The following is a 26,313-nucleotide window of genomic DNA, read 5'->3' on the forward strand; positions in this document are numbered from 1 at the left end:
TGGGCATTACAATACCCACCCTACTTGTCTAAACTAGGGCTGGTGTAGTTGCACGCTTTACCTGGGGCGTTGCTATCATCCGCATTCCTGCTGGTGTAGCTAGGGTTAAACCACGACGCACAGGATGCACAGGACGCTTATTCGCTAGGCATACCTGAAAATCTGACAAAATAGTTGCCAAGACGATTTTCATTTCATACTGAGCAAATGCCATACCAATACAACGACGGCTACCCCCACCAAAGGGTAAGTACTCGTATGGGGAAAATTGCCTTTCTAAAAAGCGTTCTGGTTTAAACTGCTTGGGCTGTGGGTAGACTTCTTCTCTATGGTGCGCTAAATAAATACTGGGGATTATTGCTGTTCCCTGTGGCAGTTTGTAACCCATAATTTCAATTGGAGTTTTCACAATCCGCAAGAAAGCATTCATAGCAATTGGGTAAATCCGCAACGTTTCTTGGCAAACTGCTGTTAAATAGGGTAATTTAGCTATACTACTTGGGTCTGGGTTAACACCAAGGGTATTGAGTTCCTGTAGTAACTTCTCACGCACCTCTGGTAAGTGGTCAATCCAATAAAAAGCCCATGTCAATGCAGAAGCGGTAGTTTCATGTCCCGCTACTAACACTGTCATCAACTCGTCGTGTAATTCTTCATCTGACATCCCTTGACCATCGTCATAACGAGCAGCCATCATCAAACTCAGGATATCTTGGCGATTTTGCTGAGATTCAGCCCGACGTTCCTGAAGTAAAGCATAAATAAGTTGATCAATTTTTTGCCGTTGTCGCAGAATCCAGCCCCAAGGACTCCAAGCACCTAAATCTTTTTGCATAAACCCGAAAAAGAAGGCACTGGACATTACAGGCGAACTGATAAAGTTGAGTAAGTCACTTAGCGATCGCCTCAGTTCCTCAAAAAGTTGTCCCTCATCCAAACCAAATACAACCTGTAAAATGACACGCAAGGTAATTTCTTGCATCGACTCACGGATATCAAAAGGCTTACCAATTAGCCACTCGTCACTTACTTGTTGGGTTATTTTACGGATATCCTGACCGTAAGCCCGCATCCTTTCCCCATGAAAGGGAGGCGCTAATAGTTGACGCTGGCGCTGGTGGCGATCGCCATCCGCTAACATAAAAGAGCGATCACCAAGCAAAAATCTTAGTCCTGCATTCCCCCTCCCAACCTCGAAATGACTAGAATCAGCAGTAAAAATCTGCTCAAGTGCTTGGGGTTGACTAAAGTACACAATATGGTTATCCCCGCGACTACTCCTGATAGCAAAGGTATCACCATAGAGTTTGGCAAAATCATCCACATATTTCACTGGCTGACCAATAAACTTGAGCAGCCGCAGGAAACGCGGCATTTTTGGCCCATCGGGTAAATTAGAAATGGCTGTCATAGAAGTTTGTAGAATTGACGGCTTCTGAATTTTATTGTTACGAGTTTTCATGTTCTTGAGGGTTACACAAAGCGGTATATTCTTGTAAGGCAGCATCGGAAGCAAGCAGTGCCAAAAATCATCGCTATTCTTAACGGTAAAGGAGGAGTCGGTAAAACGACTACCGCAGTCAATCTGGCTGCAAACTTTGCAAAGAAAAAAAAGGTGATTCTGATTGACGCAGATATTCAAGGTTCTGCAAGTTGGTGGATTGGGCGCAATCAACAGGAAATAGGATTTGATCTATCTCAAGAGACTGATCCTACACTTTTAGGTGATTTAGGAAAGATAAAAGGTTACGATTTAGTAGTGGTGGATACACCTCCGGCACTGCGCTCTGAAGCATTGGCGGCGGTAGTTGCGATCGCAGATTATCTAGTTTTGCCTACACCCCCAGCAGCAATGGATTTAGCAGTGCTCGTGGAGACAGTAAAGGCAGCCATTATCCCTGTGGGAACCCCTCATCGGGTACTGCTAACTAAAGTTGATACGCGGAGTATGGGAGAAGCACTAGAAGCTAAAAACACCCTCACAAAGCTAGGTATTCCAGCTTTTAATACCTTTATCCGTGCCTACAAAGCTCATGAACGAGCCGCCCTTGAGGGTGTAGCGATTACTCAATGGCGAGGAGGAAATGCCCGCGAGGCGGAGTTAGACTACCGCCGCGTGGCTGACGAATTACAGCGTGAATGGAGGAAATAATGGTTAAGAAACGTCTCACCGACTTAATACAAGAGGAGGCACAAAAATTTACACCTCCCGAAGGTGAAGATGCAATTGAAATCGCATCTGAAGTAGTTGTGGAAGAAAATGCTGCCGCAACTGAAGAAACGCCAGCACAAGAAACTGAACCAACTTCTACTAAGCGCACAAATCCAACTAAGGCTGATTTAGAAGCAACTGTCAAAGAATTGATAGAAACCCTAGAAAAAAACAATAAAAAAGAAGCTGAACTTCAGCAGCAAATTATTGATTTGCAATCAAATTTATCTGAACAACAAACATTAGCAGAACGGCTAACAAAAGAATTGTACGAAACTAAAAAAACAGCATTACAACTTGCAGAAGCTAATTCTCAGCTGATCGAAGAAAAGAAGGCTGCAAAACCCGCAGAAAAATCTAACTCTAAGCTAATAGAAGAAAGCAGTGCTGCAAAACCCGCAGAAAAATCTAACTCTAAGCTAATAGAAGAAAGCAGTGCTGTGAAATCCGCAGAAAAATCTAACTCTAAGCTAATAGAAGAAAGAAGTGCTTTAAAACCAGTAAAGGAAAGCTACAACCCACTGAACTACAAAAAGTCACACCGCTCATCTGACAAACTGGCTCAATATCAACCAGACAATCAACATCAATCAGACAATCAACCAAACAACTCTGCTGATGGTTCTAATAATAATGAGATGTGGTTACTTGATTAGACTTTAAATCCAGCTTTTACCGAAAAAGTCGTTATGTTTGGGAGTTACCCCCGAAACTGTAAAATATGCTGGGCAGTGATATGTGGTTGTTCCAAGTGAGGGAGATGACCACAATCTTGTATCCAAGTTAAAGTACTGTGTGGAATTGCCCTTTGAAATCGTATGGCATCCCCAGTACCCAAAATCTTATCAGAATCACCCCACAAAATCAGCGTTGGTTGCACAATTTCTGCTAGTTTCTTAAACCTAAAAGCACTATAGCCACCACTTTTAGTAAAAGCAATCAACGCTTGATGCCAACTTGGCATTTGTAGATGTAATGCTCCACAATATAAAGCATCGATAGAGGCAAGACTTTGATTTTTATATCCTATACGGGAAACGCGATCGCGCACTTTCAGATTACTCAAAAACTGAGTTGCTAAATAATCTAACGGGGGAAACATTAATTTGCTTAAAGGTGAACCACCCGCCAAACCAGCACTGTCAATTAACACCAGTTTTTTTACCACTTCCGGGTAACTCAGCGTGAAATCAATTGCCGTTGCACCCCCCATCGAAGCGCCCACCAAAATTATAGGTTGATTAATTAGGCTTTTCCAGAAATAATAAAGATGAGTCTTAATGGCAGTTGGGTTATAGGCAATTCCTGCGAGTCTGTCTGTAAAGCCAAAACCCAGCAAATCTACTGCCCAAGTTTCATTATCTTCAGAAAGCAGTGGTAAAAGCCGACGAAATTCTAATACAGAACTATCAAAACCGTGAATTAATAATATAGGAGTTCCACCACTTCCTAAATGCACATAGGTTGTGGTGATTGATTGATTACTTAGAGGGGTAGCGATCGCTGACGATTGAATACTCTTAGCTAATGCGATCGACGCAAGTTCAGTCAGTTGACTAACTGCTGTAGGAAGAAAATTAGGAAACATAGATTTTAGTCTACCGTATTAACCGCCTTCTGCATAACGCTACTTACACTAGCCCAATACAGTTCAGTTAAGCCCAAAAAAATTAAATTATGTAGGTTGGGTTGAGGAACGAAACCCAACGTTTGCAGGCCTTTTTTGGGTTTCACTGCGTTCAACCCAACCTACAATTATTCTTAACTGAACCGTATTGTGCACTAGCCGGCGCTCTTTCAGCTATTGGTATCAAAGAAAGTTTGCCAAAATGTCAAAATTGGGACTAAAGCCACGTACAATTGATATCGCCTATTCCTTGATTTAGGAGTTGATGCCATGCCAATGGCGGTTGGCGTAATTGAAACTTTGGGTTTTCCTAGTGTGTTAGCCGCGGCAGATGCTATGGTCAAATCTGCCGCAGTCACAATTGTGTATTATGGTCAAGCTGAAAGCGCTCGTTTGTTAGTCGCCGTCAGAGGACATGTTGCTGAAGTCAAAAGAGCAGTTGAAGCAGGAATCGACGCCGGAGAGAAAGTAAAGGTTGGTACAGTAATCACCCATTACATCGTTCCTAATCCCCCGGAAAATGTAGAAAGTATTTTACCAATCCACTTTACTGAAGAATCAGAACCTTTCCGCATGTTCTAAGCAATTTCGCCATCAAAATCTGTAGCGAAGCTTCGTACAATTAACTTATAGCGCCACATACAGTTTATTCCTAAAGGAGATTACTAATGTCACTACAGGCAGTTGGAGCACTGGAAACTAAAGGCTTTCCTGCTGTACTAGCAGCAGCCGATGCTATGGTAAAAGCCGGTCGAGTCACCCTCGTTGGTTATATCAGAGTAGGTAGCGCTCGCTTTACAGTTAATATTCGTGGCGATGTTTCTGAGGTTAAAACAGCTATGGCTGCTGGTGTTGAAGCCGCAGAAAATGTTTATGGCGGTACGCTAGAATCCTGGGTGATTATTCCCCGTCCTCATGAAAATGTCGAAGCTGTTCTGCCAATAGCTTACACAGAAGCAGTCCAACAGTATCGAGAATCTGTAGAAAATCCCATCGTCAGATCTAACGGACGATAAAGTCAAGGTCAATAGTCAAAATCAATATTGACTATTGATTTTTGCGAATATCAGGTTTTGAAAGAAACTTTCCAATGATAAAGGCGGATTTGCCCGTGAAGCTAGTTTGGCTATTTAGCTCTACTATTTAAAATAGCGATCGCAATTTAGCACATTAGAATACATTTTATACTTATATCTAAATCGTAGTTTCTTTTCATAACATCTTAATAAGTTTTATAAAAATATTTGGTTTTCTGACTATAAACCTATCCAATCAAACTTGGCCAATTATTAGGAATATAAAACAAGCCCTTTCAAGGCGACTCGTAAAAGCTCATTTTTTCTCTCTGCGCTCTCTAACTTGAAAAGTTCAGATGTCTCCGACAAGCCTTCTGGTGGACGTCTACAGCGGGAGCCGCCACCGCGATTTTTCGCTACGTCTCTGCGGTTTATAAATTATTTATTTAACCACGCACAGAAGTCAAAGCGGTAGCTTCCGAAAACTTTGAGCGCCAGCGAAGAAGCTCGGTGGCCAAACAGAACTTCTCCTAAACGAGACGTTGCGCGTAGCTTGCTTCCTTAATAGAGATAATGTGGGTGCGGAGAACACAGAGAGTTGAGCGCAGTAAAACCCAATAAAGGCTTGAAAACTACATATTAAGTTGTTTATGAGTTTTTATATGAGATTTCTATGAGTTATATAGGTTTAATTAATATTAAATTTAGGCTAATATTTTTTAGTTAAATTAAAAGCAATAAAAACAAGTGTTTTACTCTTTAAATGACATAGCAACCAATAACAATCAAAGATAGTTTCAACTAGGGCTTTACTCACAAAATTAGATTTTTGTCAATACATTAAGTCCTGAACAATCAATACCACATCAATATTTTTAGTTATTTTATACTAACTACCAATAACTATACAGACACTATCTCATATAGAATGCAAAAACAAGTATAAAATACTACTAAAATTTCGCTTTTTCAGTGATGTTTCGTAGAAATGAAACTTATACTGTTAAAACAACGTCTGAACATTGAGTTAAATTATATTCGTTTCTTAAAATTGGGTGCGAAATGTTCAGATTTTTCCAACCCATATCCAGCAAAAGTCTATCCCTTTCTTGATTCTGGGAAGATTGCTATTCTTAGTTCAACAAAACATAACTTTACAAAAAATCGAAATTAACAGAATTGACAAAAATGCCTTAGAGACAGTGATTTCCGGTACTTGAAAATTAAAAGCAAAATGCAATGCAAAAATTTCTGCATAAATCTAGTAACTCAAGACGTAATAAAAGTGGAATCACTGAGATGTTTTCATGAAATTCATGAAATCGGGGGCAACTGCCAGTTAAAAAATTAAGTGGGAGAAATGGGGGTTGTGATGCAAACTTTAAAATCGAGTTTCGAGGAGCGCAATCTCGCTATGGCAACGGATGTGGAAAAACTGGCGTTATATTGGCGAAAGCGGCTAGCTGCTGAATGTCCAGAACAAAGTGAGGCTGCTAGGCAAAGTATTCTTCTATGGTTGTTGGGAGCTGACTCCAAGCGGTTTGATCTGCTCAATCCCAAGGAACTTGATATCGCCAAGCAAGCGATGGAATATCGCTGGAGGATTTTACGCCAACGCTACTTAGGGATGGGGCGAGAACGCGCTTATCGCAACTTGATAACTCGGCTGGGAAGTATAGTGACGTTACGTAATAAAATCCAGACTTGGATTGCTCTCAGCCGCGATCGCCAGCGCAGTGTTATGGATGTGTTGCAAGAAGTACTCCAAGAATTGCTGCAAAGCGATACCTACATGCAGCAGCAAATGGCTGACATTGCAGAATGTACCACCGATAAACGATTGCGGGATACTCTGCTGTTCGCCAGTGTAGAAGAGTATTGTTTACGGCCAGTACGCAATCAACCCCTATTGGTTTACCGCTTTGTAAATTATTTGCGTCGCACCCAGCGTGGCGGTTTAACCCAAGTGCCAAGCCGGGACTTAATTAGGTTAGTTTCAGAAGAAATTTTAACAGACGACACTGACAACCGAGTTAACTTAGTGGACAGTCAGGCGATCGTAGAATATCAAGAAGCACAACACCTAGAAGAACAGCAAGTGCTACGTCAGGGAGTACAAAAAGAATTTGAAAATTATTTACAAGAAAACTTGGGAACAGAGGCAGTAGAGTGGCTACGACTGTATCTGCAAGGTAAGTCTCAAGAAGAAATCGCCAAAAGGCTGAACAAGCCCATTAAGGACGTATATCGACTGCGAGAAAAAATTAGTTACCACGCCGTGCGTGTTTTTGCTCTAAAAAGTAAACCAGAACTCGTGGAGAGTTGGCTTTCAATTTCTTTGCAAGAAAATAACTTGGGGCTAACACAAAACCAATGGCAGCAACTTTATGAACAATTAACTCATCTTGGGCGACAGATCCTTGATTTGCGGAGAGCAGGTAACTCAATAGAAGCAACAGCTCAACAGTTAAAACTCAAAACCCATCAAGTAATGGGCGAATGGACAAAAGTCTATCTTACAGCCCAAACTTTAAGAACCCAAGAATAACTAGATTTATCAAAAGTTGGTAGGAAATTCCAGAGAGCAAGTGGCGTAGAGAAGCTATGGCGTTAGCGCAGCCTCTCGTAGAGAAGGAAGGCTTACGCTGCGCTATGGGTTGTAGCAATTGGCATCGAACTGGCGTCATTGGTGACTTTTTCCCATGCCTCATCACATTGTGGATGGAATTTTTCATTGAAGATTTTTGGATTTAGGTTGATCCACATCTAAAATTCATCTTCTACCCACCTCTACTTATGTGTAGTTTTATGTGTACTTATGGCAGTACTCGTTTAAATAAAATACAACGAGGTGATAGGAAGTGTATTCTGTAGCTCATACTTATCAGTATTCAAGTTTTTGATACGACTAGGCTTGGTATTCGTCTTCATCAGGAATGGAAATAGTTTAATTTTTAACAACTCAACAAAGTATCTTTATTAACAGCCTACTAAATTAAAGGCAAGATATATAGTATAAGAGCAAACACCAAGTAATCATACTTATGTTGTCTTCAGAGGGCAAACCAACTCATACCGCAGCAACCATGAAGCAAGTACTAACCACCACTCAAACTAAGTGGGAACAAGGAGGCGATACTCCAAGAGAGTTACTAAGCGATCGCCAGCAAATATTCCAGCTAATTGATACTTTGTTGTCATTTGAAGCTTGCCTATACCACCAGATTTTGCCCTTTGCATTAAAAGACAACAGCCTCTTGCTGGGTATGGTTCATCCACAAGACAGTGAGGCCTTAGATTATGTTAAGCGCATTTTGTCTTATATCAATTGCTCAATGGTATCTAAGGCGATCGCATCTGACACCCACCGCACAATACTGTCAGCCTACCTCAACCACAAAAACACATCCGTGCCAGCCAAACCAGCAGAATTTTCCTTAAAAAATAGCGCAGCTACATTTGCTAACCAACCTATTCCTTCTAAAAATACGGACTCTGAATCACATCAGCCACCGATATTGATGATGCCTCAGACACAAAATCCTAAACATTCTTGGCAACGGGTAGATTTACCCCCAATCCCAGCCTCTCCAATCTCAGACCTAAATAACTTGTCTAAAATTAGCAACTTCTTGATTCCTGACAACAGTGAGCAAGAGAAGAATACTTTTGAGATAGCACTGCCAGATAATTTACCTATTTTACCAGCACAAGTTCCCGATTTATTTAGTCCTATTGCAGTACTTCCAACACTACCACCCAAGAAATTACTAGAAGAATTATTAGGGCGCATTTTAGCTGGAGGAATTGGGCGGCTGTATTTAGAAAGACAGCCTTACGAAGGCAAAATACTGTGGAGTGACAATGGAGTCTTGCAGTCTGTTTTAGACAAGCTGCCACTCTCTGTTTTCCAAGGAGTACTCAATGAATTAAAGCGGTTTGCTTCTCTACCTGTTACCACGGTTGCAGAACCAAAGCAAGTAGAAAAAGAATGCGTATATCAACAAAACCGCCTATTATTACGCTTGCGAATCATGCCGGGAATTTACGGCGAAGAGGCTACACTACAAGTATTGCGGGGAGCAGCATTAAAGTTTTATCAACAACAACAGTTGACGCGTTTAGGCCGCGACGCTTTGGGAATTGCTCAGCAACTAAGCTTCAAATTACATGAACTACAAGAACGGCTTCTCTTGAATCCTAGCCTTGACTTTCAACAATTAGAGGCTTTAGTAGCCTTAAATCAACTGGTAGAAAATTTAGACCAACAAATCAAAATACTCTCACTAGATAGCGACTCAATAACAATCAGCAAATCATAGCTCTGTCAGTGAAACCGCTGATTTCGATCCTATACATAGTTGTTATTTTGTAATGGAACCCTAGAGCGACTGACCTTAGAGGTTCAGATCAAATATCTACGAATTTTGCGCCCGTATTCTGCATAAGATTACGGTTTAAACAAACTTATAGTAGCAAAGTTAGTTTTCCGCTCTTGAATCCATTTCTTGCTAATATTTCATGCAGACTGAGGTTTTTAGTGAACTTTTCCCCTTAATGAGTACAGCCAATCCACAGACATTGGAATGGCTGCTCAATGTTGCAATTGAACACGAATATCCATCTGGGCGAGCCGTTGTGATGGAAGATGCCTGGGGTAATGCCGTTTACTTAGTGGTTTCTGGTTGGGTCAAAGTCCGGCGCACCTCTGGGGAAGATTCAGTAGCTCTGGCAATTTTTGGTCGGGGCGATTTTTTTGGCGAAATGGCGATTTTAGATGAATCTCCCCGTTCAACTGATGTTATTGCCCTTTCACCCGTAAAGTTGCTGAGCATTTCCAGAGAGCGCTTTATTCAAATATTGTTTAAAGACCCACAGTTACATCACCGGATGCTGCAATTAATGGTGCGGCGATTGCGGCAAATTAACCTGCGTTTGCAAATGCGGTCTTCACCACCAGCGGTCAAACTTGCCCATACCCTAGTTACTTTAAGCGAAAGCTATGGTCAAGAATCAAATTTAGGAAGAGAAATTTTTAACATTCCCTTCAAAGATTTGGCAGAGGTTACAGAAATTGGTGTTGAAGAAACCACGAAAATCATGGAAAAGCTCCACGAAAAAGGGTGGATCAAAATTGACAACGCCAACAACATTATTTATCTTGTAAATTTCAAACAGTTGATGAATTTGGCTGGGAAAGTTTAATGAGTGCTGAAGCGCGGTAGCAGTGTGTTTAGCCCGTTCTGAGTATTTAGTCCTGTTAGCATAGTAGGGCGTAGCCCGTGCTAAGTATTGAGTGTTGCGTCAACAGTCCAAAGTTTTTGACTATTGACTAATGACTGTTGACTAATGACTATTAACTAATAACTCAGAACTCAGTACCAAGATGACTGAAGCAACAGCACCTCGTTCTAACACCCACATCCAGCAAACTGGGCCGACTATTCATTATCAGGTAGCAATGCCCTCACCAGAAACTCATTTGTTTGAGGTGACTTTAAGCCTTGGGGATTATCCCTCATCGATTCTCGATTTAAAATTGCCAGTATGGACACCCGGCTCCTATTTAGTCCGAGAATATGCCAAAAACTTACAGGAATTTACAGCTTTTAGAGGAAATGAACCTTTACCTTGGCGGAAGATCAGTAAGAATCACTGGCAAGTAGAGAAAATTGATGTTTCAGAATTAACTGTACGTTACCGCATTTTTGCGAATGAGTTATCGGTACGGACAAATCATTTGGATACAACTCATGCTTATTTCAACGGTGCTGCACTATTTTTGAGGATACCTGGTTGGGAGAAACAACCCATTCACGTTACCATCGTGCCACCACACCCAGAATGGCAAATAACTACTCCTCTGCCACTAGTTGAGCAGGAAGCGAATACTTTCCTGGCTGGCGATTTTGATACTCTTGTCGATAGTCCGTTTGAGATTGGTCGCCATCAGTTGTATAAATTTGAAGTGTTGGGAAAACCCCACGAACTTGCAATCTGGGGAGAGGGTAACTGCCATGCTCAGCGGATGATTGCTGATATTCAGAAAATCATCCAAGCAGAAGCGCAGATGTTTGACGGTTTGCCCTATGAACGATACGTATTTCTACTACATTTATTTAGCCAAGCTTTTGGCGGTTTGGAGCATAAAAACTCCTGTTCCTTAATTTACCAGCGTTTTGGGTTTCGCGCTCAGGACAAGTACGATCGCTTTCTCCAATTAGTGGCACATGAGTTCTTTCACTTGTGGAATGTCAAGCGAATTCGCCCAAAAGCACTAGAGGTTTTTGATTACGACCAGGAAAATTACACACCCTCTTTATGGTTTTGTGAGGGGACTACTAGTTACTACGACTTGCTAATTCCTTTGCGGGCTGGAATTTATGATGCTAAGTCGTATTTGAATAATCTGGGTAAGGAAATTACTAGATATGAAACTACACCAGGGCGTAAGGTACAACCCGTTGCTGAGTCGAGTTTTGATGCTTGGATTAAACTCTATCGCCCAGATGCTAATAGCGGCAATTCTCAGATTTCCTACTATTTGAAAGGAGAAATGGTATCGTTGTTGCTAGATTTACTCATTCGCTCTACTCATAACAATCAGCGTTCCCTTGATGATGTCATGCGGAAAATGTGGCGACAATTTGGGCAAGCTGAAATTGGCTATACCCCCGAACAGTTGCAGGAAGTCATAGAATCGGTAGCGGGAATCGATTTGACTGATTTCTTTAAACGCTACATTCATAGCAATGACGATTTACCCTTCAATCATTATCTGGAACCGTTTGGCTTGCAGTTAATAGCTGAACAAGAGGAAGAACCTTATTTGGGTGTGAAAACAAATGCCGAGAATGGGCGAGAGATAATTAAGTTTGTTGAGACGGGTTCCCCTGCACAAGTAGGGGGAATTGACCCAGGCGATGAGCTGCTTGCAATTAATGGGATTAAGGTGACAGTGAGTAGCTTAAGCGATCGCCTCAAAGATTATCAACCAAGCGATACCATTCAAGTCGCAGTTTTTCACCAAGATGAACTGCGTACCTACTCTATCACCCTAGCTCCACCACGTCCCACTCGGTATCAGGTAAAACCTGTTGAGCATCCTAACTCTACTCAACAGCAAAACTTTGCTGGATGGCTTGGCGTAACACTCACAACTCTCTAATGAAAACGATTGGGGATTGGGTATTGGGTATTGAGAATTAGGGATTAGGTATTAGAACACTCTTTCCCAGTCCCTAGTCCCCAGCCCCCAGCCTTAAGGCGTTCCCACCGCTCCAGAGTAAACTAAACCCCGTTGTAAATCCAGCGTCAGAATCGCTCCATCTCGAATTACTTGCGTCGCCTGTTTCACACCAACAATCACTGGTACACCGAGACGCAAACCAATCACTGCTGCGTGACTTGTAAGACTCTCGTCTTCAGTAATAATCCCGGCAGCTTTACGAATTACCTCTACAAAATCGGCATTAGTGCGGGAGGCAACCAAAATATCTCCGGGATTAAAGTTACTAACATCCATGCTAGTTTGAGCCACCCGTGCGCGACCACTCACCGAACCTTGCCCCAGCCCAATTCCGTGACCTAGTACCGCCGTCACCACTTCAACCTTAATTAAATCCGTTGAACCGGAAATTCCTTGGAGTGTGCCGGCAGTCATCACCACTAAATCGCCCTCAGACAATAACTGATTTTCCTGAGCTACGTTGATAGCAGCTTGAAACGTCTGACCTGTGGAAGGTAGTCCGAGTACTAACAAGGGTTTCACTCCCCACACCATCTGTAGCTGCCGTGCCACATTCACATGTGGTGTCACGGCCAAAATCGGTGTCTGAGGACGGAACTTGGAAACGTTACGAGCTGTTGCGCCTGTTTGCGTGAGGGTCATAATTGCCGCTGCGCCCAGTTGCTCAGCAATTTGACCTACAGCTTGACTAATAGCATTAGGAATGGAACGCCTAGTATCTTTTAAAGAACGTAATTTTGAGTTTTGGGATTCCTCCTGCTCCATACGCTCGGCAATACGTGCCATCGTTGCTACTGCTTCCACTGGGTAGCTACCGACAGCGGTTTCATTAGAGAGCATCACTGCATCTGTGCCATCTAAAATCGCATTTGCTACATCCGACACTTCGGCGCGAGTTGGACGCGGGTTACTCACCATACTGTCTAACATTTGGGTAGCTGTGATGATCGGAATCCCTAAGCGATTTGCAGTGGCAATCAATCGCTTTTGCAGCACCGGGACATCCTCGGCTGGTAGTTCCACGCCCAAGTCGCCTCTGGCAACCATTACACCGTCACACAAAGCCAGAACTGCTTCCATTTGTTCAATGGCTTCGTGCTTTTCAATTTTGGCAATCACTGGTACTTGTTTGCCTGTGCTAGAAATTAGCTCTTTAATTTCTATCATATCCAGCGGATTGCGGACAAAAGACAGTGCTACCCAATCTACACCCTGGTCTAGACCAAACATTAGATCTTCTCGGTCTTTGTCGGTCATCGCCTTAATCGATAAGTAAACTCCGGGAAAGTTTACACCTTTGTTGTTAGAAAGCTTACCAGCCACGGTGATCCGACAATGCAAATCACCTTTATCGCGGTTAATTTCTTCCACCAACATTTCTACTCGCCCATCATCGAGAAGGATTTTTGCGCCAACCGGGACTTCTTCGGCCAAATAATCGTAGGTGACGCAGCTAATTTCCTCTGTGCCGATAATCGGGCGATTAGTCAAGGTGAAGCGATCGCCTTTTGCCACGACTATATACCCGTTTTCAAACTTTCCCAAGCGAATTTTTGGCCCTTGCAAGTCTTGGAGAATAGCTACTGGCTGATTTAGCTCAAAAGCAGTTTGCCGAATTAAGCGAATATTACGTTGATGGTCAGCATGAGTTCCGTGGGAAAAGTTGAGCCGCAGTGTTGTTGCTCCCGCTTCGATGATCGCCTTGAGCATTTCTGGGCTGCTGGTGGCGGGGCCAATAGTAGCGACAATTTTTGTCCGGCGTAGAGAATCTTTTAATTGCATATTTATTGCATAGGGGCTGAAGTTAGGGAGCTATCTAGGAAGTCATCGTAACTTTAAGTGGCATCTCCTTTTCAGTCACAGCTATATCAATGATTTAAACAGTTAGAGAGGGGACTGGTGGGGGATAAGGAAGGATTCGCTTATTCCTGCATTCAAATGAGAGTTCTAACTCACCCTTTGATGAAAAACCTACACCTGTAAACCTCTTGTCTCTCTCTTGCTTGGTGGGTGTGAGATAGACTGGATATTGTAAATAGATCTTCGTAAAGGGAGGTTTTTCCCATTAACTCTTTGACACTGGTCATACCCCACTCATCAGCAAAGACTTAGGTCTCGTCTGGAATCATAACGTTATTCATCTGCTGATTATGCAAACCAGAGATAAATATTGCTATACAAAACTTTATTATTTCCTAGTCTTTATCGTATATTCGTAATGCTTTGATAAAAAAGGAGTCAAGAATGCTCACGTCGGAGGCAAAAAAGCCACTGACTATCCCGCCCAAGGAATTTTTAGCGCCTCCCGGTGATTTTAATCCAACGCTGCTGCTATTTTTAGCAGCCGTAGGGATGCTGGTGTTATCTAACTTTGGTTACTGGCTTTGGCAATGGCCACACTGGCTGTGCTTTAGCGTTAATACTCTTGCCTTGCATTGTAGTGGGACGGTAATTCATGACGCTTGTCACCAATCTGCCCATCGCAACCGATTGATAAACGCGATGTTAGGGCATGGCAGTGCGTTGATGTTAGCTTTTGCTTTTCCGGTGTTTACACGGGTACATTTACAGCACCATGCCTATGTTAACCATCCTAAAGACGACCCAGATCATTATGTTTCTACAGGTGGGCCGCTATGGCTGATTGCGGTCAGGTTTTTGTATCATGAGGTGTTTTTCTTTCAAAGGCAACTGTGGCGTAAATATGAGCTACTCGAATGGTTCATTAGCCGCTTGATTGTGGTTTTAATTTTTTATATCTCAGTTCAATACCACTTTTTGGGTTACATTCTCAATTTTTGGTTTATACCAACATTTGTAGTAGGGATAACACTGGGGTTATTTTTTGATTATTTACCTCATCGTCCCTTTGGGGAGCGCGATCGCTGGAAAAATGCTCGTGTTTATCCCCACCCAATTCTGAATATTCTGATTTTAGGGCAGAACTACCACTTAATTCACCATTTATGGCCTTCTGTTCCGTGGTACAATTACCAGCCCACCTATTACCTGATGAAGCCTCTTTTAGATGAAAAAGGCTGTTATCAAACTTCAGGATTATTACAAAAAAAAGACTTTTTTGAGTTCGTTTACGACATTTTTTTAGGAATTCGGTTTCATCATAAAGAATAAGGTTGTTGCATAAAGCGATGCCTAGTGGCGTGGCACAGCTAAAGTGGTGCATTATATTCCATTGTCCTTTTGCAGAGTGCGATCGCTGGAAAAATGCTCGCGTCCACCACAACCAATTCTCAATATCCTGATTCTGGGACAGAATGACCACTTAATTCATCATTTGTCGTCTTCTATTTGCAACAAAACATACTGGATAAATAACCTATACTGCCCTGCCCAAGATTTAGGCGAAACTAATAACTTGATAGTAGTTTCAGGCACTCAAGAGTGAAAAAGACTACTCTAGAAGCCGACTAGCGACACTGGTATCCAAGAGGAAACTTGCTAATTGAAACACTATTCAAAGTTAGCTTGAACATAGAACCAAATACGACATCTTGTTGTGAAAACTTGAATTACTGTCCTGCCAATTGCAACAGGTTGAGCAGCCGTATCACCACCGTAGTAGATCATTGTGTGCTACTTTTTACATAAGTTTAAGTGATTTTACACCTTTGACCTAACTGCTGGCTGCGATGCTTGTAACGACTGAGGTAAACTCCAGTCAGGACGCAAGCTAGCAGCGTTACGCAAATAGATATGGTGAATTGGGGCGGAGGTTGGCAGATAGGCGTGGACTAACAACCGAATGCAGCACTCTAAGCTGCCTTCGACATGCATTTGCTGCACATCCAACATTGCCACATTATCCCAGTCTGGACGCGTTCTGGCGATCGCAGCTGGAAAAATAGCATCCAAATCGCGTGTTACTGAGAAAGTAACACTAATAATCTCCGTTGGCTGGAGTTGATTCCGGTTTTCTAGTTCATCTAGTAGTTCTGTAACCACCTCTCGGATTGCCTTATCGGTATTTTCTGAAACAGTTGTTGCTCCACGAATAGCCCGCATTTGCCACTCCACGCCAAAATCCTCCTTATATTTAGTCATTAGTCATTGGTCATTGGTCATTGGTCATTAATCAAAGGACAAATGACAAACGACAAATGACAAACAAACATTTATGGTCTATACAACCACAAAGGTAAACCGCTGGTGGACATTTCAAATTCCAGCCAATCAATACTCGCTCCAATTCCTGATGAAATCTGACGACTTCCAGGTAAAACTCGACTCAATAAAGGTTTTCGTTCTTCTAGGGTGTAGCAGAGGGTTTTTTCAGGGTCGAGACCCACTAATTCTGCTGTCCAACGACGGGCATCTTCTTCTGTTCCCAGACGGTCTATAACACCCAACTCTAAGGCTTGCTGACCAGTAAAAATCCGACCATCGGCGAAACTTTTGACAGTTTCCACTCCTAAAGAACGCGCCTCAGCTACAGTTTGCACAAACTGCTGATAACTTATGTCAATCAATTCTTGTAGGATATTTTCTTCTGGTGCAGTCAGTTCCCGGTCGAAAGCTAAAATGTCTTTGTAAGGGCCAGACTTAATCACCTTGAAAGAAACGCCAATTTTTTCTAGCAAGCGTTCTAAGTTATTTCCACGCAGAATCACACCAATGCTACCTGTAATCGTACCGGGGTTAGCGATGATGTGTTCAGCTCCCATACCAATGTAGACGCCTCCAGAAGCCGAAATATTACCAAAGCTGGCAACAATTTTGATTTTTTCGCGCAAACGCTTGAGGGCACTGTAGATTTCTTGGGAATCTCCCACTGTACCGCCAGGACTATCGATGCGTAGCAGTAATGCTGGAAATTTTTTTTCCTCTACAGTTTTTAGGGCTTCTAACACGCGTTTGCGAGTAGCACTGGCGATCGCACCAGTAATTTCAATCCGCGCAATTTGTTTACGAAACTTGGGCTTAAACGGCCAAACCATGAGTGTTAAAATACCTCGTAATAAACTCAATATAAAATGCCTAGCGGTCAGACTACCTGCTTTGCTTTGTTAAGAAACATGAGCAGGCATTATACCAATCAGCATTTTAATGAAATTTTTATGTTTTGCTATCTTCGTAAATGTCAATTAAGTCATAGAAGATGTTAGCTAGAACAAAATGCTCTGCTAGAGCTTATTGTCCAGCGCTATAGTTTAACACACCTGACTTTGGCTATTACAGTTTAATAAATTTATCAGCCTGAGTAAGTTCCTTAGTCATTAGTAACTAATAGCTAATGATTTATAGTTAATAAGTATTTAATTAATTCGGCACTCAGTTTAATTAATAAAAATTTATTCAGCAGTAGCAATCCTTAACTAGGTTAGAACTAGTAAAACTTACACTTTCTGGAATATCACTTTTTCATCTATTGTGCAGTCTATGAGTACCTCACGAAACTGTTGCTACTTAGGAATCTATGCGTAAAATTTGACAGCGATAATAAGCATACATATCAAACAGTGCTCCAACGAAACTACAAGTCAAACTAATCACAAATAGTCCCCGTAGAGAAGTCCCACTGCCAAAGGTGGCAAGAAAATGTAATATCTGAGTTGCGATCGCTTCAGTCAATTCTTCTAAGCCAGGAAAGTAACCTATCAGGGATAAAAGCAGTAATACAGCCCCAACCAGGAACATGGGAGCAACAAAACTGAAAATGATCGTTAGCAGCAGGGAGCGGAGAAAATTAGTAAAAATGGTCATCTAGGACAAGCTCCGTGAGTAAAGATGACAATAGCTGGATAGCTTTATGTCATTTTCTACAATACGTGCGATCGCTTCGGAGCAGACAAACTGTCAAAAATCTTAAGTTTTCATTAAAAGAAATGGCAAGCTGTGACATCAGATGCAAAGGACATCAAAAAGACCCAAAATCTACAAAACCCTTGAAAAATCAAGGTTAGAACCAGAGGTAGTCATTATTTATTGCGTCAAAGCCCGCTTGAAAATAGCTTAATTTTCTGAGAGAAGCTTTAAACTAAGTTAATGTTTCACCGTGCAATCAAGCAGGATAGCAGGGAAGTAGGAGGAGAAAAACTATTGATTATTGACTAATGCTCAATGCCCTATTCCCTATTTTCAACGACTTTCGCTATTCTTAAGGCAGTTACCGAGTTAGCTATAGAACATTGAGCGAGACTACATCCAAATCCAGTTTAGGAGAATGGAGTCAGCGGTTGCTGGCGGCGATTTTTTTAGGTGGACAAGTACTAGTTCACCTCTTGAGAGGCAAAATCCACAGGCGCAATACTTTAGATCAAATGGCAGCAGTTGGGCCAGATTCCCTATTTATTGCCCTATTGACGGCTATTTTTGTTGGGGCAGTGTTTACCATTCAGGTGGCGCGGGAATTTATTAACTTTGGCGCAGGAAATATCGTTGGTGGAGTGCTGTCCGTAGCATTGACACGGGAACTCTCACCCGTGCTAACAGCAGTGATTTTGGCGGGGCGAGTTGGTTCCGCTTTTGCAGCAGAAATCGGCACTATGCGGGTAACAGAACAAATCGATGCCATGTTGATGTTAAAAACTGACCCAATTGATTACCTAGTTATCCCCCGCGTTCTAGCTTGCTGCTTAATGCTGCCAGTTTTAACTCTCCTGTCTTTGGTAACAGGGATGTTGGGGGGATTGATAATTGCAACGAATATCTACAACCTCTCCGACACGGTATTTCTAGACTCAGCCCGTAACTTTCTCGACATTTGGGATATTTTCAGCGCCATGATTAAGGCGTGTTGTTTCGGCACTTTTATTGCCGTAATTGGTTGCAGTTGGGGCTTGACGACAACCGGAGGAGCCAAAGGAGTGGGACAATCAACTACAACAGCTGTTGTTACCGCCTTACTAATTATATTTATTAGTAACTTCTTTCTTTCTTGGTTAATGTTTCAAGGGGCTGGCAGTGCATTTGTACCAGAGTTCTAGTTGCTGTGCGACAGTGATGAATCATGCTGATCACTGCTTCGCGCTTCCTAACCCTTGAAATCCTAGAATAGGAGAAATGTCTAGTAACAAAGCAGGATTTAAGACTGTGACAAGTTCATTTGCTCCTGACTCCACATCAACCGTGGAACTTAAGCCTAGTTACAATATACCTGTAGTGTTGGCGATCGCCGCTATTCCAATGCTGATATTACAACCTTGGGTAGGCTTTGCTTTAGCACTGTTTGGTTTGTTTCTCATGTTTCAGGCATTAACACTGCGTTTACAATTTACCGCCACCGACTTAGATCTTTATAGAGGCGAAAAATTAATTCGCCGCTTTCCTTACCAAGAATGGCAAAACTGGCGGATCTTCTGGAATGGAGTTCCCATCTTGTTTTATTTTAAAGAAATTAAAAGCATTCACTTTTTGCCGATTTTATTTGACCCCAACACTCTGAAAACTTGCCTGGAACAACGTTGTCCACGTATTTAGTGCCGAGTAATTAGTGCTGAGTTATGAATCTAGATTCGGAACTACCCAAGACGAGCGCGAGAAGTTTGTAGCTTGCTTCCCGCAGGGTGCGGCGGCTTTCTCTGTTCTTTGACCAATTAAAATCTTCCCCCAAAGGGAGATGTCCGTCGTAGGATGCCCAAAGAGCTATAGGGCGATTTGTGACTCAAAACTCAAAACTCTTGTAATATTTCTGAAAGTTATTTATTCGCGTCATAGGAATTACACTATTGTTTATGAACCCAGAGGAATCTCAAACCCCAGAACCAATTGATGAATGGTTGCCAGAAAAACAAGAACAGAGCAATGCTATTGAACATCCAGAAAATCCACCTGTTGAGTCAGTAGTGGAAACAGAAACCTTGAGTTTATCAGTTGACAATCAAGATGACGCAACTTTTGAACAACCTATCTTCAATGCAGAAGTTACAAAATCTACAACTGAGCTAACAGAAGACTCAACTGGCGAACTTGTAGCGCAGTTAGAAGCAGAAACCGCTGCGCTGGAGTCAGAAATAGAATCAGAATCACAAAATAATTTACTATACGCACAAGCTGAGCAACGACTAGCAGAGTTGCAAAGTACTGAAGCAGCCCTTAAAGAAGAAATAGCTACACTGCAAGCATCCTACAAAACACTTCAGACACAAATCGGTGAAACTCAAACTGCACTAGGACGGCTTGTACAAGAATCGTTGGCGCAGTTAGAACAGCGCAAACAAGCACTACAAATTTCTGTAGAACAGCTAGAACGCCGTCAAGACCGTATCCGCAACGAGATGCGAACCACTTTTGCAGGAGCATCCCAAGATTTAGCAATTCGAGTGCAAGGTTTTAAAGACTATCTCACGGGTAGTTTACAAGATTTGGCAGCAGCAGCAGAGCAGTTGCAGTTAGTACCTGCTGTAACAGAACGAGAAAAACCAATTGCTAGAGAAGCTAAACCAGTTGAATCCCAGCCTGGTACACCACAATTTGCCCAACAGCAGTTTCAAGACACTACAAAGCAAATTCGTCGCCTAATTGACCAATATCGTACTAAACCAGATTACTACGGCCCCGCATGGCAACTGCGCCGTACCTTTGAACCAGTTCACGCTGAACGAGTCTCTAACTGGTTTTTCAGCCAAGGGGGACGGGGTGCTTTACGAACAATGGGTAGCCGCTTGCAGAATATCCTGATTGCCTCAGCAGCGATTTCGATATTACACAAACTGTATGGCGATCGCGTCCGCACGTTAGTATTAGCAAATACACCAGAACGTTTGGGCGAATGGCGGCGCGGCTTGCAAGACTGTCTAGGAATTGGTCGCCCAGATTTTGGCCCCGACCGAGGATTGGTATTATTTGAAGCACCTGAAGCCGCAGCTCAAAAAGCAGACCGATTGGTAAAAGCAAATCAACTCCCCTTGATTATCATTGATGATTCAGAGGAGCAAATCAGTTTATCTCTGCTGCAATTTCCTCTCTGGTTAGCTTTTGCTCCTGACCCCAAAACAGTGAGAAACTATGATGATGACTTTTAATTAGTCATTAGTCATTAGTCATTAGTCCACAGGTACGACTCTGGACTTTTGACTTTCTTGAATTTTGAATCTTAAATTTTTATGGCTATTTGGTTAACCGGATGTGTGGCAATTGTGGTCATAGCTTACCTATTGGGTTCTTTTCCCACTGGGTACATTGCTGTGAAGCAGTTAAAAGGTATTGATATTCGAGAAGTTGGTTCAGGTTCTACTGGAGCAACTAACGTGCTCAGAACTTTAGGGAAAGGGCCTGGAGCATTCGTTTTAGTTCTTGATTCCTTAAAGGGAGCATTAGCGATCGCCTTAGTTTACTGGTTGTTCAACTTTGCTGCAAATCAAAATTTTATCCCCCCAACGGTAGATGCAAAACTGTGGCAATCCTGGATAGTGACTTTAACTGGGTTAGCCGCCATCCTTGGACACAGTAAATCGATTTTTTTGGGCTTTACTGGTGGTAAATCCGTTGCCATCAGCTTAGGGATTCTGTTGGCAATGAGTTGGCAGGTAGGTTTTGCAACAGCAGGTGTTTTCGCCGTTTGTGCGGCGATATCGCGGATTGTATCATTGAGTTCGATTATGGGTGCGATCGCTGTTCCAATTTTCATGCTAGTTCTGCATCAACCGTTGCCTTATATTCTGTTTGGTATTGCTGGTGGGTTGTATGTAATTCTGCGTCACCGTAGTAATCTTGAACGGCTGCTTGCAGGTACAGAGCCAAAAATAGGACAGAAGTTAACTACAGAACCAGAACAACCTGCATAATTTGCGATTGCACAGGTGCGGATATGATATCAATCACCCAAAAAAGGGCAGAACTATTGCGGATTTAAAGTTGGATGTTGAGGATGCGTGCCAAGTACAGCCTACTCGCCTCAGAATTTATTCTGAGGCTAATAGCTAAAGTCGGCTCAAGCCGACTGAAGGATTTTTAAGAACTGCGGGAACAATAAATGAACAAAATTCCCAAAAAAATACTTTCATAGCTCTGTAGCGACTTTACTACCATCTCATTTGGGCGACAAAAGAGTGGCAGCCGCTAATTACGTCGGATTTAGAAAACCAACTTTATAGACATTTAATTTCAGTCCACTTAATAGTGGAATTCAGTTATTAGCCTGGAACTTCGAGTTCCAGGTAGGCGAGGTTGCTAATTGAGAATACTGCTTACGCTTTCTCTCTACAATGCGTTTAACGTTTATTTGGTGCAACCAAGGTAAACACAGTAATCTCAGGACGGGCAGCAAATCGCAAATGCATGTCAGTCATACCGACACCTCGGTTAGTATATTGGATCATATTTCCCACCTGATAGCGTCCAGAGTAATACTTTCTACCAAATCGGGGTAGAACCATTGCTGTGAGCAAAGGTAGATGCACTTGTCCACCGTGAGAATGTCCTGATAGTTGCAAGTCAAACCGTCCTGTAGCAGCACTAATATCAGCAAAGTCTGGCTCATGTGCTAATAAAATTGCAGCACCCTCGTTAGGTAATTGCTTCAGTACTAAATCTAAACGGGGTTTCCCAAGCCAGATATCATCTACCCCAGCGATATGCAGCATTGCACTGCCCCGATGTAGTGTGTAAATAGCATTATCAAGGCAGGTTATACCGCTTTCTTCTATTGCTTGGATAATTGCTTTTGAGTTGTTGAGGTAATCATGATTGCCCAATACTGCCACAGTCTGATCTTTGGCAGTGAATTTATCCAAGACAAACTTGAGAGTGGGGACGACTGAGGGCGAAAAGTGGGTTACTAAATCTCCTGTAATCGCCACTAAGTCAGGTTTTTGTTGGTTGACTAAGTTGATAATTTTTTTGAACCGTTCTTGAGTCATCCACTTATCTCGATGAACATCGCTGATTTGGACAATGCGATAGCCATTAAATTCTGATGAGAGATGTGGCAAAGTCAGTTGTAAAGAATTAATTTCAATCCAATTCGGTTCAATATATTTGGCGTAAGATAACGCACAAATTCCCAACAGTAAGCACAATATCAAAAATCGCAAAGCTGATATTCTAGCTTTTTTGCGCCACTTACGACTTCTCAAAACAAAATCTCCATCGACGTGACTACTAGTGCAAGAAGGCAGGAGACAGGAGACAGATAGAACTCTCTTGCGCGGAAACTGTCGCTCAGAAGTTTGATAACGCAGAAGGCTGTAATGCTCATAAAGTAACTTTTTGTTTCTAGCTGTCTAGTTATTAATTATGCTGTGCGGAACTAGATTGTCTGTCCTACGGTTTCTTTAAATTTGACTGGCAATCATCTGAGTGGTCGTAAAATTAAATAAAGACTTAAAGTGGCTAAAATGTAGAGACGTGATATATTATGTCTCTCTATCACCCTGGTTTTATGGGACTGCCAATTGTTGCTATTATCGGACGCCCGAACGTGGGCAAATCCACCCTGGTTAATCGTTTCGCCGGGGAACAAACGGCGATTGTCCACGATGAACCTGGTATGACACGCGATCGCACTTACATGCCGGCTTACTGGCGCGATCGCGAATTTTTGGTGGTAGACACTGGCGGCTTAGTCTTTAACGATGATACCGAATTTTTACCGCTGATTCGTCAACAGGCAATGACGGCGCTTACAGAAGCAAGTGCTGCAATTTTTGTTGTCGATGGTCAAACTGGGCCCTCACCAGCCGATGAGGAAATTGCTGAGTGGTTGCGCCAACAACCCGTACCTGTGCTACTAACTGTAAATAAATGTGAATCCCCAGAACAAGGCTTAATGCAAGCATCTGAATTTTGGGAATTGGGATTGGGTGAACCTTTCCCTGTCTCTGCAATTCATGGCAGCGGTACAGGTGAGTTACTCGACGAGTTAATGAATCACATCCCTCCCGTGGGAGAAGTACCGGAAACTAATGAAATTAAAGTTGCAATTGTCGGACGCCCAAATGTGGGTAAATCCAGTTTGCTGAATGCTTTTGTCGGAGAAGCGAGGGCAATTGTTAGCCCCATCTCTGGTACAACCCGCGATGCAATTGATACCGTAGTTGAAAGAGATGGACAAACCTACCGTTTAATTGACACGGCGGGAATTCGCAAAAAGAAAAATGTGGAATACGGCCCGGAATTCTTCAGCATTAACCGTGCCTTCAAAGCGATTCGCCGCGCCGATGTGGTTTTATTAATTTTAGATGCCCTGGACGGAGTTACCGAGCAAGACCAAAAATTAGCTGGGCGGATTGTCGAAGAAGGTCGAGCTTGTATAATCGTTGTGAATAAGTGGGATGCTGTCGAAAAAGACTCCTACACCATCTACGACTACGAAAAAACTCTACAAGAACGGTTACATTTTACCGAATGGGCAGAAACCATTTTTGTGAGTGCCTTAACAGGACAACGAGTAGAAAAGATTTTAGAGTTAGTAAATCAGGCGGCTGAGTCACACAAACGCCGTGTCAGCACATCAGTGATTAACGAAGTCTTAACAGATGCCGTTAGTTGGCATTCACCGCCAGCATCACGCGGTGGACGTCAGGGCAAGATTTATTATGGTACACAAGTAAGCGCACAACCACCAACGATCGCTCTATTTGTCAATGAAGCAAAACGCTTTAACGACAACTACCGTCGCTACATCGAACGGCAATTCCGCCAACAATTAGGATTTAAAGGCACTCCTATTCGTCTACTCTGGCGGAGTAAAAAAGTCCGTGATGTCGAAAGTGGCAGTGTTAATCGTGCTACCCGCGTGTAATAATCGTCGTTTGTCTCCGAAGTTCTGAGCGGAGGCTTCCTCCGCACCCTGCCGGAAGTAAGCCACAGACTTCTCTCTTTGTCCTTTGACTAATGACTAATGATTAATGACTAAAAGATGGATTTACTGCGATCGCTGCCACTTGGACTTTACTTAGAACAACCCCAAACTTGGCTACATAAAATCGATCCGCGAGTCAAATTTGCTTGGTTGATGAGCTTTTTAACAAGCTACAGTTTTGCTAATATTTTTTGGCGTGTGCTGCTAGTGGCACTGTTGATTTTCGCCACCTTAGTCGCCAGGATTCCTCGACGAGTATGGCGACAGCAAATTGGTTGGCTATTGATGCTATCATTTTTTGTCTTAGCGATCGCAGCTATTAGTCCTGATGGACTGGGTGTAGACTATCAGCCACGTTTACCAGCTAACGAACAAATTTTAACCCAGCCATCAACTTCTAACACTTCCAATCTTGCCCAACAGTCAGCAGGTAATCAAAAAGAATATAGCTACGTGCTATTTCACAAAGGCCCAGTCAAAGTAACTCGCCACTCTTTGGATTTGGCGGTGCGGCTGAGTACAATTTTGTTTACTGTAATTTACAGCACTAACCTGTATCTGCTAACAACCGCACCAGAAGAAATTACATCTGGTATGGAAAGCTTAATGCAACCTCTGCGAAAACTAAAGTTGCCTGTCACGGAAATCACTCTAACTTTAACTTTATCCTTGCGGTTTATTCCCCTAGTTTTAGAAGAAGTGCAGAATTTATTTCGTTCTGTGATGACAAGGGCAATTAATTGGAAAAAGCTGGGGTTAAAAGGAGCAGTCAAGGTTTGGATCACAGTCGCAGAAAGACTTTTAGAAAATCTGCTCTTACGAGCCGAGCAAATGGCTAATGCAATGATGGTGCGCGGTTTTACCAGTCCTAATGAACATCGAGTGCAGTGGCAAGACTTAAAATTAAGAGCGCGGGACTGGCTGGCGATCGCAACTTTAATCTTATTTTGGGGAGTACGCCTGATTATCGGAACCGAGGTTTGATAATGTATTTTTCTTGGTGTCTTAGTGCCTTAGTGGTTAAAAAACTGACTTTTGAACCACCAAGGCGAGGGTAGCCGTGTGGGCGGGTTTCCCGCGCCACTTGCCACAACGGGGGGAACCCCCGCAAGGCAGTGGCTTGACTTGAACGGACTGCTCGTACGAAGACACGAAGTGAAAAGCTCAAAATTCGGCAAATTTTTGGGATTTTTAACCATTTTGAAAGTGCTAACGGTTAAGATTTACGCGCGGGGATCGCTGTTAGTGTTTTGTGTACACTCTTATTGAAGAATAGAACTCTATCAAGCAATTAGTTTAACGCTGGGTAGCTACAGCAAGTCGCTTCACAAATGACCGTTAGCTATTTTGCGCCATAAAGCGACAATTGTGGCAGTATGGAGAGAAGTCGATTGACTTTTGTCTTTGGTATCACAGGGCTTTTTCTCTGCCACCCGAAACTTTCAAGAC

22 protein-coding genes and 2 pseudogenes are annotated in these 26,313 nt (G+C 42.6%); 17 read left to right on the forward strand and 7 right to left on the reverse strand.

Annotation, left to right across the window (positions count from 1 at the left end; translation table 11 throughout):
• Nucleotides 1-28: 28 nt before the first annotated feature.
• Nucleotides 29-1,411 carry a cytochrome P450 gene (locus HCR01_RS22195; protein ID WP_193198253.1) on the reverse strand — a complete coding sequence of 461 codons (1,383 nt, stop codon included), beginning with the start codon at nucleotides 1,409-1,411 and terminating at the stop codon, nucleotides 29-31.
• A 108-nt stretch (nucleotides 1,412-1,519) separates the two neighbouring features.
• On the opposite strand from HCR01_RS22195, the gene HCR01_RS22200 reads away from it, so the two are divergent.
• A complete protein-coding gene (locus HCR01_RS22200; protein ID WP_193198255.1) occupies nucleotides 1,520-2,152 on the forward strand; it encodes a ParA family protein in 633 nt (210 codons plus the stop codon).
• On the forward strand, nucleotides 2,152-2,868 hold the full coding sequence (locus tag HCR01_RS22205; protein ID WP_193198257.1) for a hypothetical protein: 717 nt from the start codon (nucleotides 2,152-2,154) through the stop codon (nucleotides 2,866-2,868). Before HCR01_RS22200 ends, HCR01_RS22205 begins: the two co-directional genes overlap by 1 nt.
• Nucleotides 2,869-2,912: 44 nt before the next feature.
• Here the strand turns inward: HCR01_RS22205 and HCR01_RS22210 are convergent, their stop codons facing one another.
• Entirely contained in the window at nucleotides 2,913-3,800 is an 888-nt protein-coding gene (locus HCR01_RS22210) for an alpha/beta fold hydrolase (RefSeq protein ID WP_193198259.1), read from the reverse strand.
• A 309-nt stretch (nucleotides 3,801-4,109) separates the two neighbouring features.
• On the opposite strand from HCR01_RS22210, the gene HCR01_RS22215 reads away from it, so the two are divergent.
• The 8 genes and pseudogenes from HCR01_RS22215 (at nucleotide 4,110) to HCR01_RS22245 (ending at nucleotide 12,023) form a co-directional block, all read left to right on the forward strand.
• Nucleotides 4,110-4,421 carry a carbon dioxide-concentrating mechanism protein CcmK gene (locus HCR01_RS22215; RefSeq protein WP_193198261.1) on the forward strand — a complete coding sequence of 104 codons (312 nt, stop codon included), beginning with the start codon at nucleotides 4,110-4,112 and terminating at the stop codon, nucleotides 4,419-4,421.
• A gap of 86 nt (nucleotides 4,422-4,507) precedes the next feature.
• Complete coding sequence (locus tag HCR01_RS22220; RefSeq protein WP_193198263.1) at nucleotides 4,508-4,855, forward strand: carbon dioxide-concentrating mechanism protein CcmK; 348 nt, start codon at nucleotides 4,508-4,510, stop codon at nucleotides 4,853-4,855.
• 1,360 nt (nucleotides 4,856-6,215) lie between these two features.
• On the forward strand, nucleotides 6,216-7,403 hold the full coding sequence (locus HCR01_RS22225; RefSeq protein ID WP_193198265.1) for a HetZ-related protein 2: 1,188 nt from the start codon (nucleotides 6,216-6,218) through the stop codon (nucleotides 7,401-7,403).
• A 56-nt stretch (nucleotides 7,404-7,459) separates the two neighbouring features.
• Entirely contained in the window at nucleotides 7,460-7,609 is a 150-nt protein-coding gene (locus HCR01_RS22230; RefSeq protein WP_193198267.1) for a hypothetical protein, read from the forward strand.
• 332 nt (nucleotides 7,610-7,941) lie between these two features.
• Nucleotides 7,942-8,130 (forward strand): annotated as a pseudogene (locus tag HCR01_RS40840) (hypothetical protein); the annotation flags it as partial.
• Between the two features lie 498 nt (nucleotides 8,131-8,628).
• Nucleotides 8,629-9,177, forward strand: a pseudogene (locus HCR01_RS40845) (pilus assembly protein PilB); the annotation flags it as partial.
• A 199-nt stretch (nucleotides 9,178-9,376) separates the two neighbouring features.
• Nucleotides 9,377-10,060 (forward strand): Crp/Fnr family transcriptional regulator, encoded by a 684-nt coding sequence (locus HCR01_RS22240; protein ID WP_193198270.1) that lies wholly within the window; start codon nucleotides 9,377-9,379, stop codon nucleotides 10,058-10,060.
• A gap of 181 nt (nucleotides 10,061-10,241) precedes the next feature.
• Nucleotides 10,242-12,023, forward strand: a complete 1,782-nt coding sequence (locus HCR01_RS22245; RefSeq protein WP_193198272.1) for a M61 family metallopeptidase — start codon at nucleotides 10,242-10,244, stop codon at nucleotides 12,021-12,023.
• A 93-nt stretch (nucleotides 12,024-12,116) separates the two neighbouring features.
• Here the strand turns inward: HCR01_RS22245 and pyk are convergent, their stop codons facing one another.
• On the reverse strand, nucleotides 12,117-13,886 hold the full coding sequence (pyk, locus tag HCR01_RS22250; protein ID WP_193198274.1) for a pyruvate kinase: 1,770 nt from the start codon (nucleotides 13,884-13,886) through the stop codon (nucleotides 12,117-12,119).
• 462 nt (nucleotides 13,887-14,348) lie between these two features.
• On the opposite strand from pyk, the gene crtR reads away from it, so the two are divergent.
• Complete coding sequence (crtR, locus tag HCR01_RS22255; protein ID WP_193198276.1) at nucleotides 14,349-15,236, forward strand: beta-carotene hydroxylase; 888 nt, start codon at nucleotides 14,349-14,351, stop codon at nucleotides 15,234-15,236.
• 489 nt (nucleotides 15,237-15,725) lie between these two features.
• On the opposite strand, the gene aroH is transcribed toward crtR, so the two are convergent.
• The 3 genes from aroH to HCR01_RS22275 all read right to left on the reverse strand — a co-directional run bounded on the left by aroH (nucleotide 15,726) and on the right by HCR01_RS22275 (nucleotide 17,825).
• The gene (gene aroH, locus HCR01_RS22265; RefSeq protein ID WP_193198310.1) at nucleotides 15,726-16,127 is read right to left on the reverse strand and encodes a chorismate mutase; all 402 of its coding nucleotides are present in this window, start codon (nucleotides 16,125-16,127) and stop codon (nucleotides 15,726-15,728) included.
• A gap of 110 nt (nucleotides 16,128-16,237) precedes the next feature.
• Nucleotides 16,238-17,059, reverse strand: coding sequence for a signal peptide peptidase SppA (sppA, locus tag HCR01_RS22270; RefSeq protein WP_193198278.1), 822 nt, complete (start codon nucleotides 17,057-17,059; stop codon nucleotides 16,238-16,240).
• Nucleotides 17,060-17,528: 469 nt separating this feature from the next.
• A complete protein-coding gene (locus tag HCR01_RS22275; protein WP_193198280.1) occupies nucleotides 17,529-17,825 on the reverse strand; it encodes a hypothetical protein in 297 nt (98 codons plus the stop codon).
• Nucleotides 17,826-18,250: 425 nt separating this feature from the next.
• Between HCR01_RS22275 and HCR01_RS22280 the strand changes: the two genes are divergently transcribed.
• The 4 genes from HCR01_RS22280 to plsY all read left to right on the forward strand — a co-directional run bounded on the left by HCR01_RS22280 (nucleotide 18,251) and on the right by plsY (nucleotide 21,847).
• A complete protein-coding gene (locus HCR01_RS22280; RefSeq protein WP_193198282.1) occupies nucleotides 18,251-19,048 on the forward strand; it encodes an MlaE family lipid ABC transporter permease subunit in 798 nt (265 codons plus the stop codon).
• Between the two features lie 76 nt (nucleotides 19,049-19,124).
• Nucleotides 19,125-19,541 (forward strand): DUF3119 family protein, encoded by a 417-nt coding sequence (locus HCR01_RS22285; RefSeq protein WP_193198284.1) that lies wholly within the window; start codon nucleotides 19,125-19,127, stop codon nucleotides 19,539-19,541.
• Nucleotides 19,542-19,795: 254 nt separating this feature from the next.
• A complete protein-coding gene (locus HCR01_RS22290; protein ID WP_193198287.1) occupies nucleotides 19,796-21,085 on the forward strand; it encodes a DUF3086 domain-containing protein in 1,290 nt (429 codons plus the stop codon).
• A gap of 81 nt (nucleotides 21,086-21,166) precedes the next feature.
• The gene (plsY, locus tag HCR01_RS22295; RefSeq protein WP_193198289.1) at nucleotides 21,167-21,847 is read left to right on the forward strand and encodes a glycerol-3-phosphate 1-O-acyltransferase PlsY; all 681 of its coding nucleotides are present in this window, start codon (nucleotides 21,167-21,169) and stop codon (nucleotides 21,845-21,847) included.
• Nucleotides 21,848-22,273: 426 nt separating this feature from the next.
• Here plsY and HCR01_RS22300 read toward each other — a convergent pair whose 3' ends face one another.
• Nucleotides 22,274-23,137, reverse strand: coding sequence for a metallophosphoesterase (locus HCR01_RS22300; RefSeq protein ID WP_193198291.1), 864 nt, complete (start codon nucleotides 23,135-23,137; stop codon nucleotides 22,274-22,276).
• A 305-nt stretch (nucleotides 23,138-23,442) separates the two neighbouring features.
• Between HCR01_RS22300 and der the strand changes: the two genes are divergently transcribed.
• Nucleotides 23,443-24,804, forward strand: coding sequence for a ribosome biogenesis GTPase Der (der, locus tag HCR01_RS22305; protein WP_193198311.1), 1,362 nt, complete (start codon nucleotides 23,443-23,445; stop codon nucleotides 24,802-24,804).
• Between the two features lie 117 nt (nucleotides 24,805-24,921).
• On the forward strand, nucleotides 24,922-25,848 hold the full coding sequence (locus HCR01_RS22310; protein WP_193198293.1) for an energy-coupling factor transporter transmembrane component T family protein: 927 nt from the start codon (nucleotides 24,922-24,924) through the stop codon (nucleotides 25,846-25,848).
• Nucleotides 25,849-26,313: the final 465 nt, after the last annotated feature.

This window comes from Nostoc sp. MG11, assembly GCF_014904695.1.
GTDB lineage: Bacteria > Cyanobacteriota > Cyanobacteriia > Cyanobacteriales > Nostocaceae > Komarekiella.

Excerpts from the sequence above, each read along its gene's own strand:
- pyk (WP_193198274.1), bottom strand. The coding sequence starts at position 13,886 with ATGCAATTAAAAGATTCTCTACGCCGGACAAAAATTGTCGCTACTATT.
- HCR01_RS22205 (WP_193198257.1), top strand. The coding sequence starts at position 2,152 with ATGGTTAAGAAACGTCTCACCGACTTAATACAAGAGGAGGCACAAAAA.
- HCR01_RS22215 (WP_193198261.1), top strand. The coding sequence starts at position 4,110 with ATGCCAATGGCGGTTGGCGTAATTGAAACTTTGGGTTTTCCTAGTGTG.
- crtR (WP_193198276.1), top strand. The coding sequence starts at position 14,349 with ATGCTCACGTCGGAGGCAAAAAAGCCACTGACTATCCCGCCCAAGGAA.
- HCR01_RS22240 (WP_193198270.1), top strand. The coding sequence starts at position 9,377 with ATGCAGACTGAGGTTTTTAGTGAACTTTTCCCCTTAATGAGTACAGCC.
- HCR01_RS22275 (WP_193198280.1), bottom strand. The coding sequence starts at position 17,825 with ATGACCATTTTTACTAATTTTCTCCGCTCCCTGCTGCTAACGATCATT.
- HCR01_RS22230 (WP_193198267.1), top strand. The coding sequence starts at position 7,460 with ATGGCGTTAGCGCAGCCTCTCGTAGAGAAGGAAGGCTTACGCTGCGCT.
- HCR01_RS22245 (WP_193198272.1), top strand. The coding sequence starts at position 10,242 with ATGACTGAAGCAACAGCACCTCGTTCTAACACCCACATCCAGCAAACT.
- HCR01_RS22195 (WP_193198253.1), bottom strand. The coding sequence starts at position 1,411 with ATGACAGCCATTTCTAATTTACCCGATGGGCCAAAAATGCCGCGTTTC.
- sppA (WP_193198278.1), bottom strand. The coding sequence starts at position 17,059 with ATGGTTTGGCCGTTTAAGCCCAAGTTTCGTAAACAAATTGCGCGGATT.
- aroH (WP_193198310.1), bottom strand. The coding sequence starts at position 16,127 with ATGCGGGCTATTCGTGGAGCAACAACTGTTTCAGAAAATACCGATAAG.
- HCR01_RS22220 (WP_193198263.1), top strand. The coding sequence starts at position 4,508 with ATGTCACTACAGGCAGTTGGAGCACTGGAAACTAAAGGCTTTCCTGCT.
- HCR01_RS22290 (WP_193198287.1), top strand. The coding sequence starts at position 19,796 with ATGAACCCAGAGGAATCTCAAACCCCAGAACCAATTGATGAATGGTTG.
- HCR01_RS22225 (WP_193198265.1), top strand. The coding sequence starts at position 6,216 with ATGGGGGTTGTGATGCAAACTTTAAAATCGAGTTTCGAGGAGCGCAAT.
- HCR01_RS22285 (WP_193198284.1), top strand. The coding sequence starts at position 19,125 with ATGTCTAGTAACAAAGCAGGATTTAAGACTGTGACAAGTTCATTTGCT.
- HCR01_RS22310 (WP_193198293.1), top strand. The coding sequence starts at position 24,922 with ATGGATTTACTGCGATCGCTGCCACTTGGACTTTACTTAGAACAACCC.
- der (WP_193198311.1), top strand. The coding sequence starts at position 23,443 with ATGGGACTGCCAATTGTTGCTATTATCGGACGCCCGAACGTGGGCAAA.
- plsY (WP_193198289.1), top strand. The coding sequence starts at position 21,167 with ATGGCTATTTGGTTAACCGGATGTGTGGCAATTGTGGTCATAGCTTAC.
- HCR01_RS22210 (WP_193198259.1), bottom strand. The coding sequence starts at position 3,800 with ATGTTTCCTAATTTTCTTCCTACAGCAGTTAGTCAACTGACTGAACTT.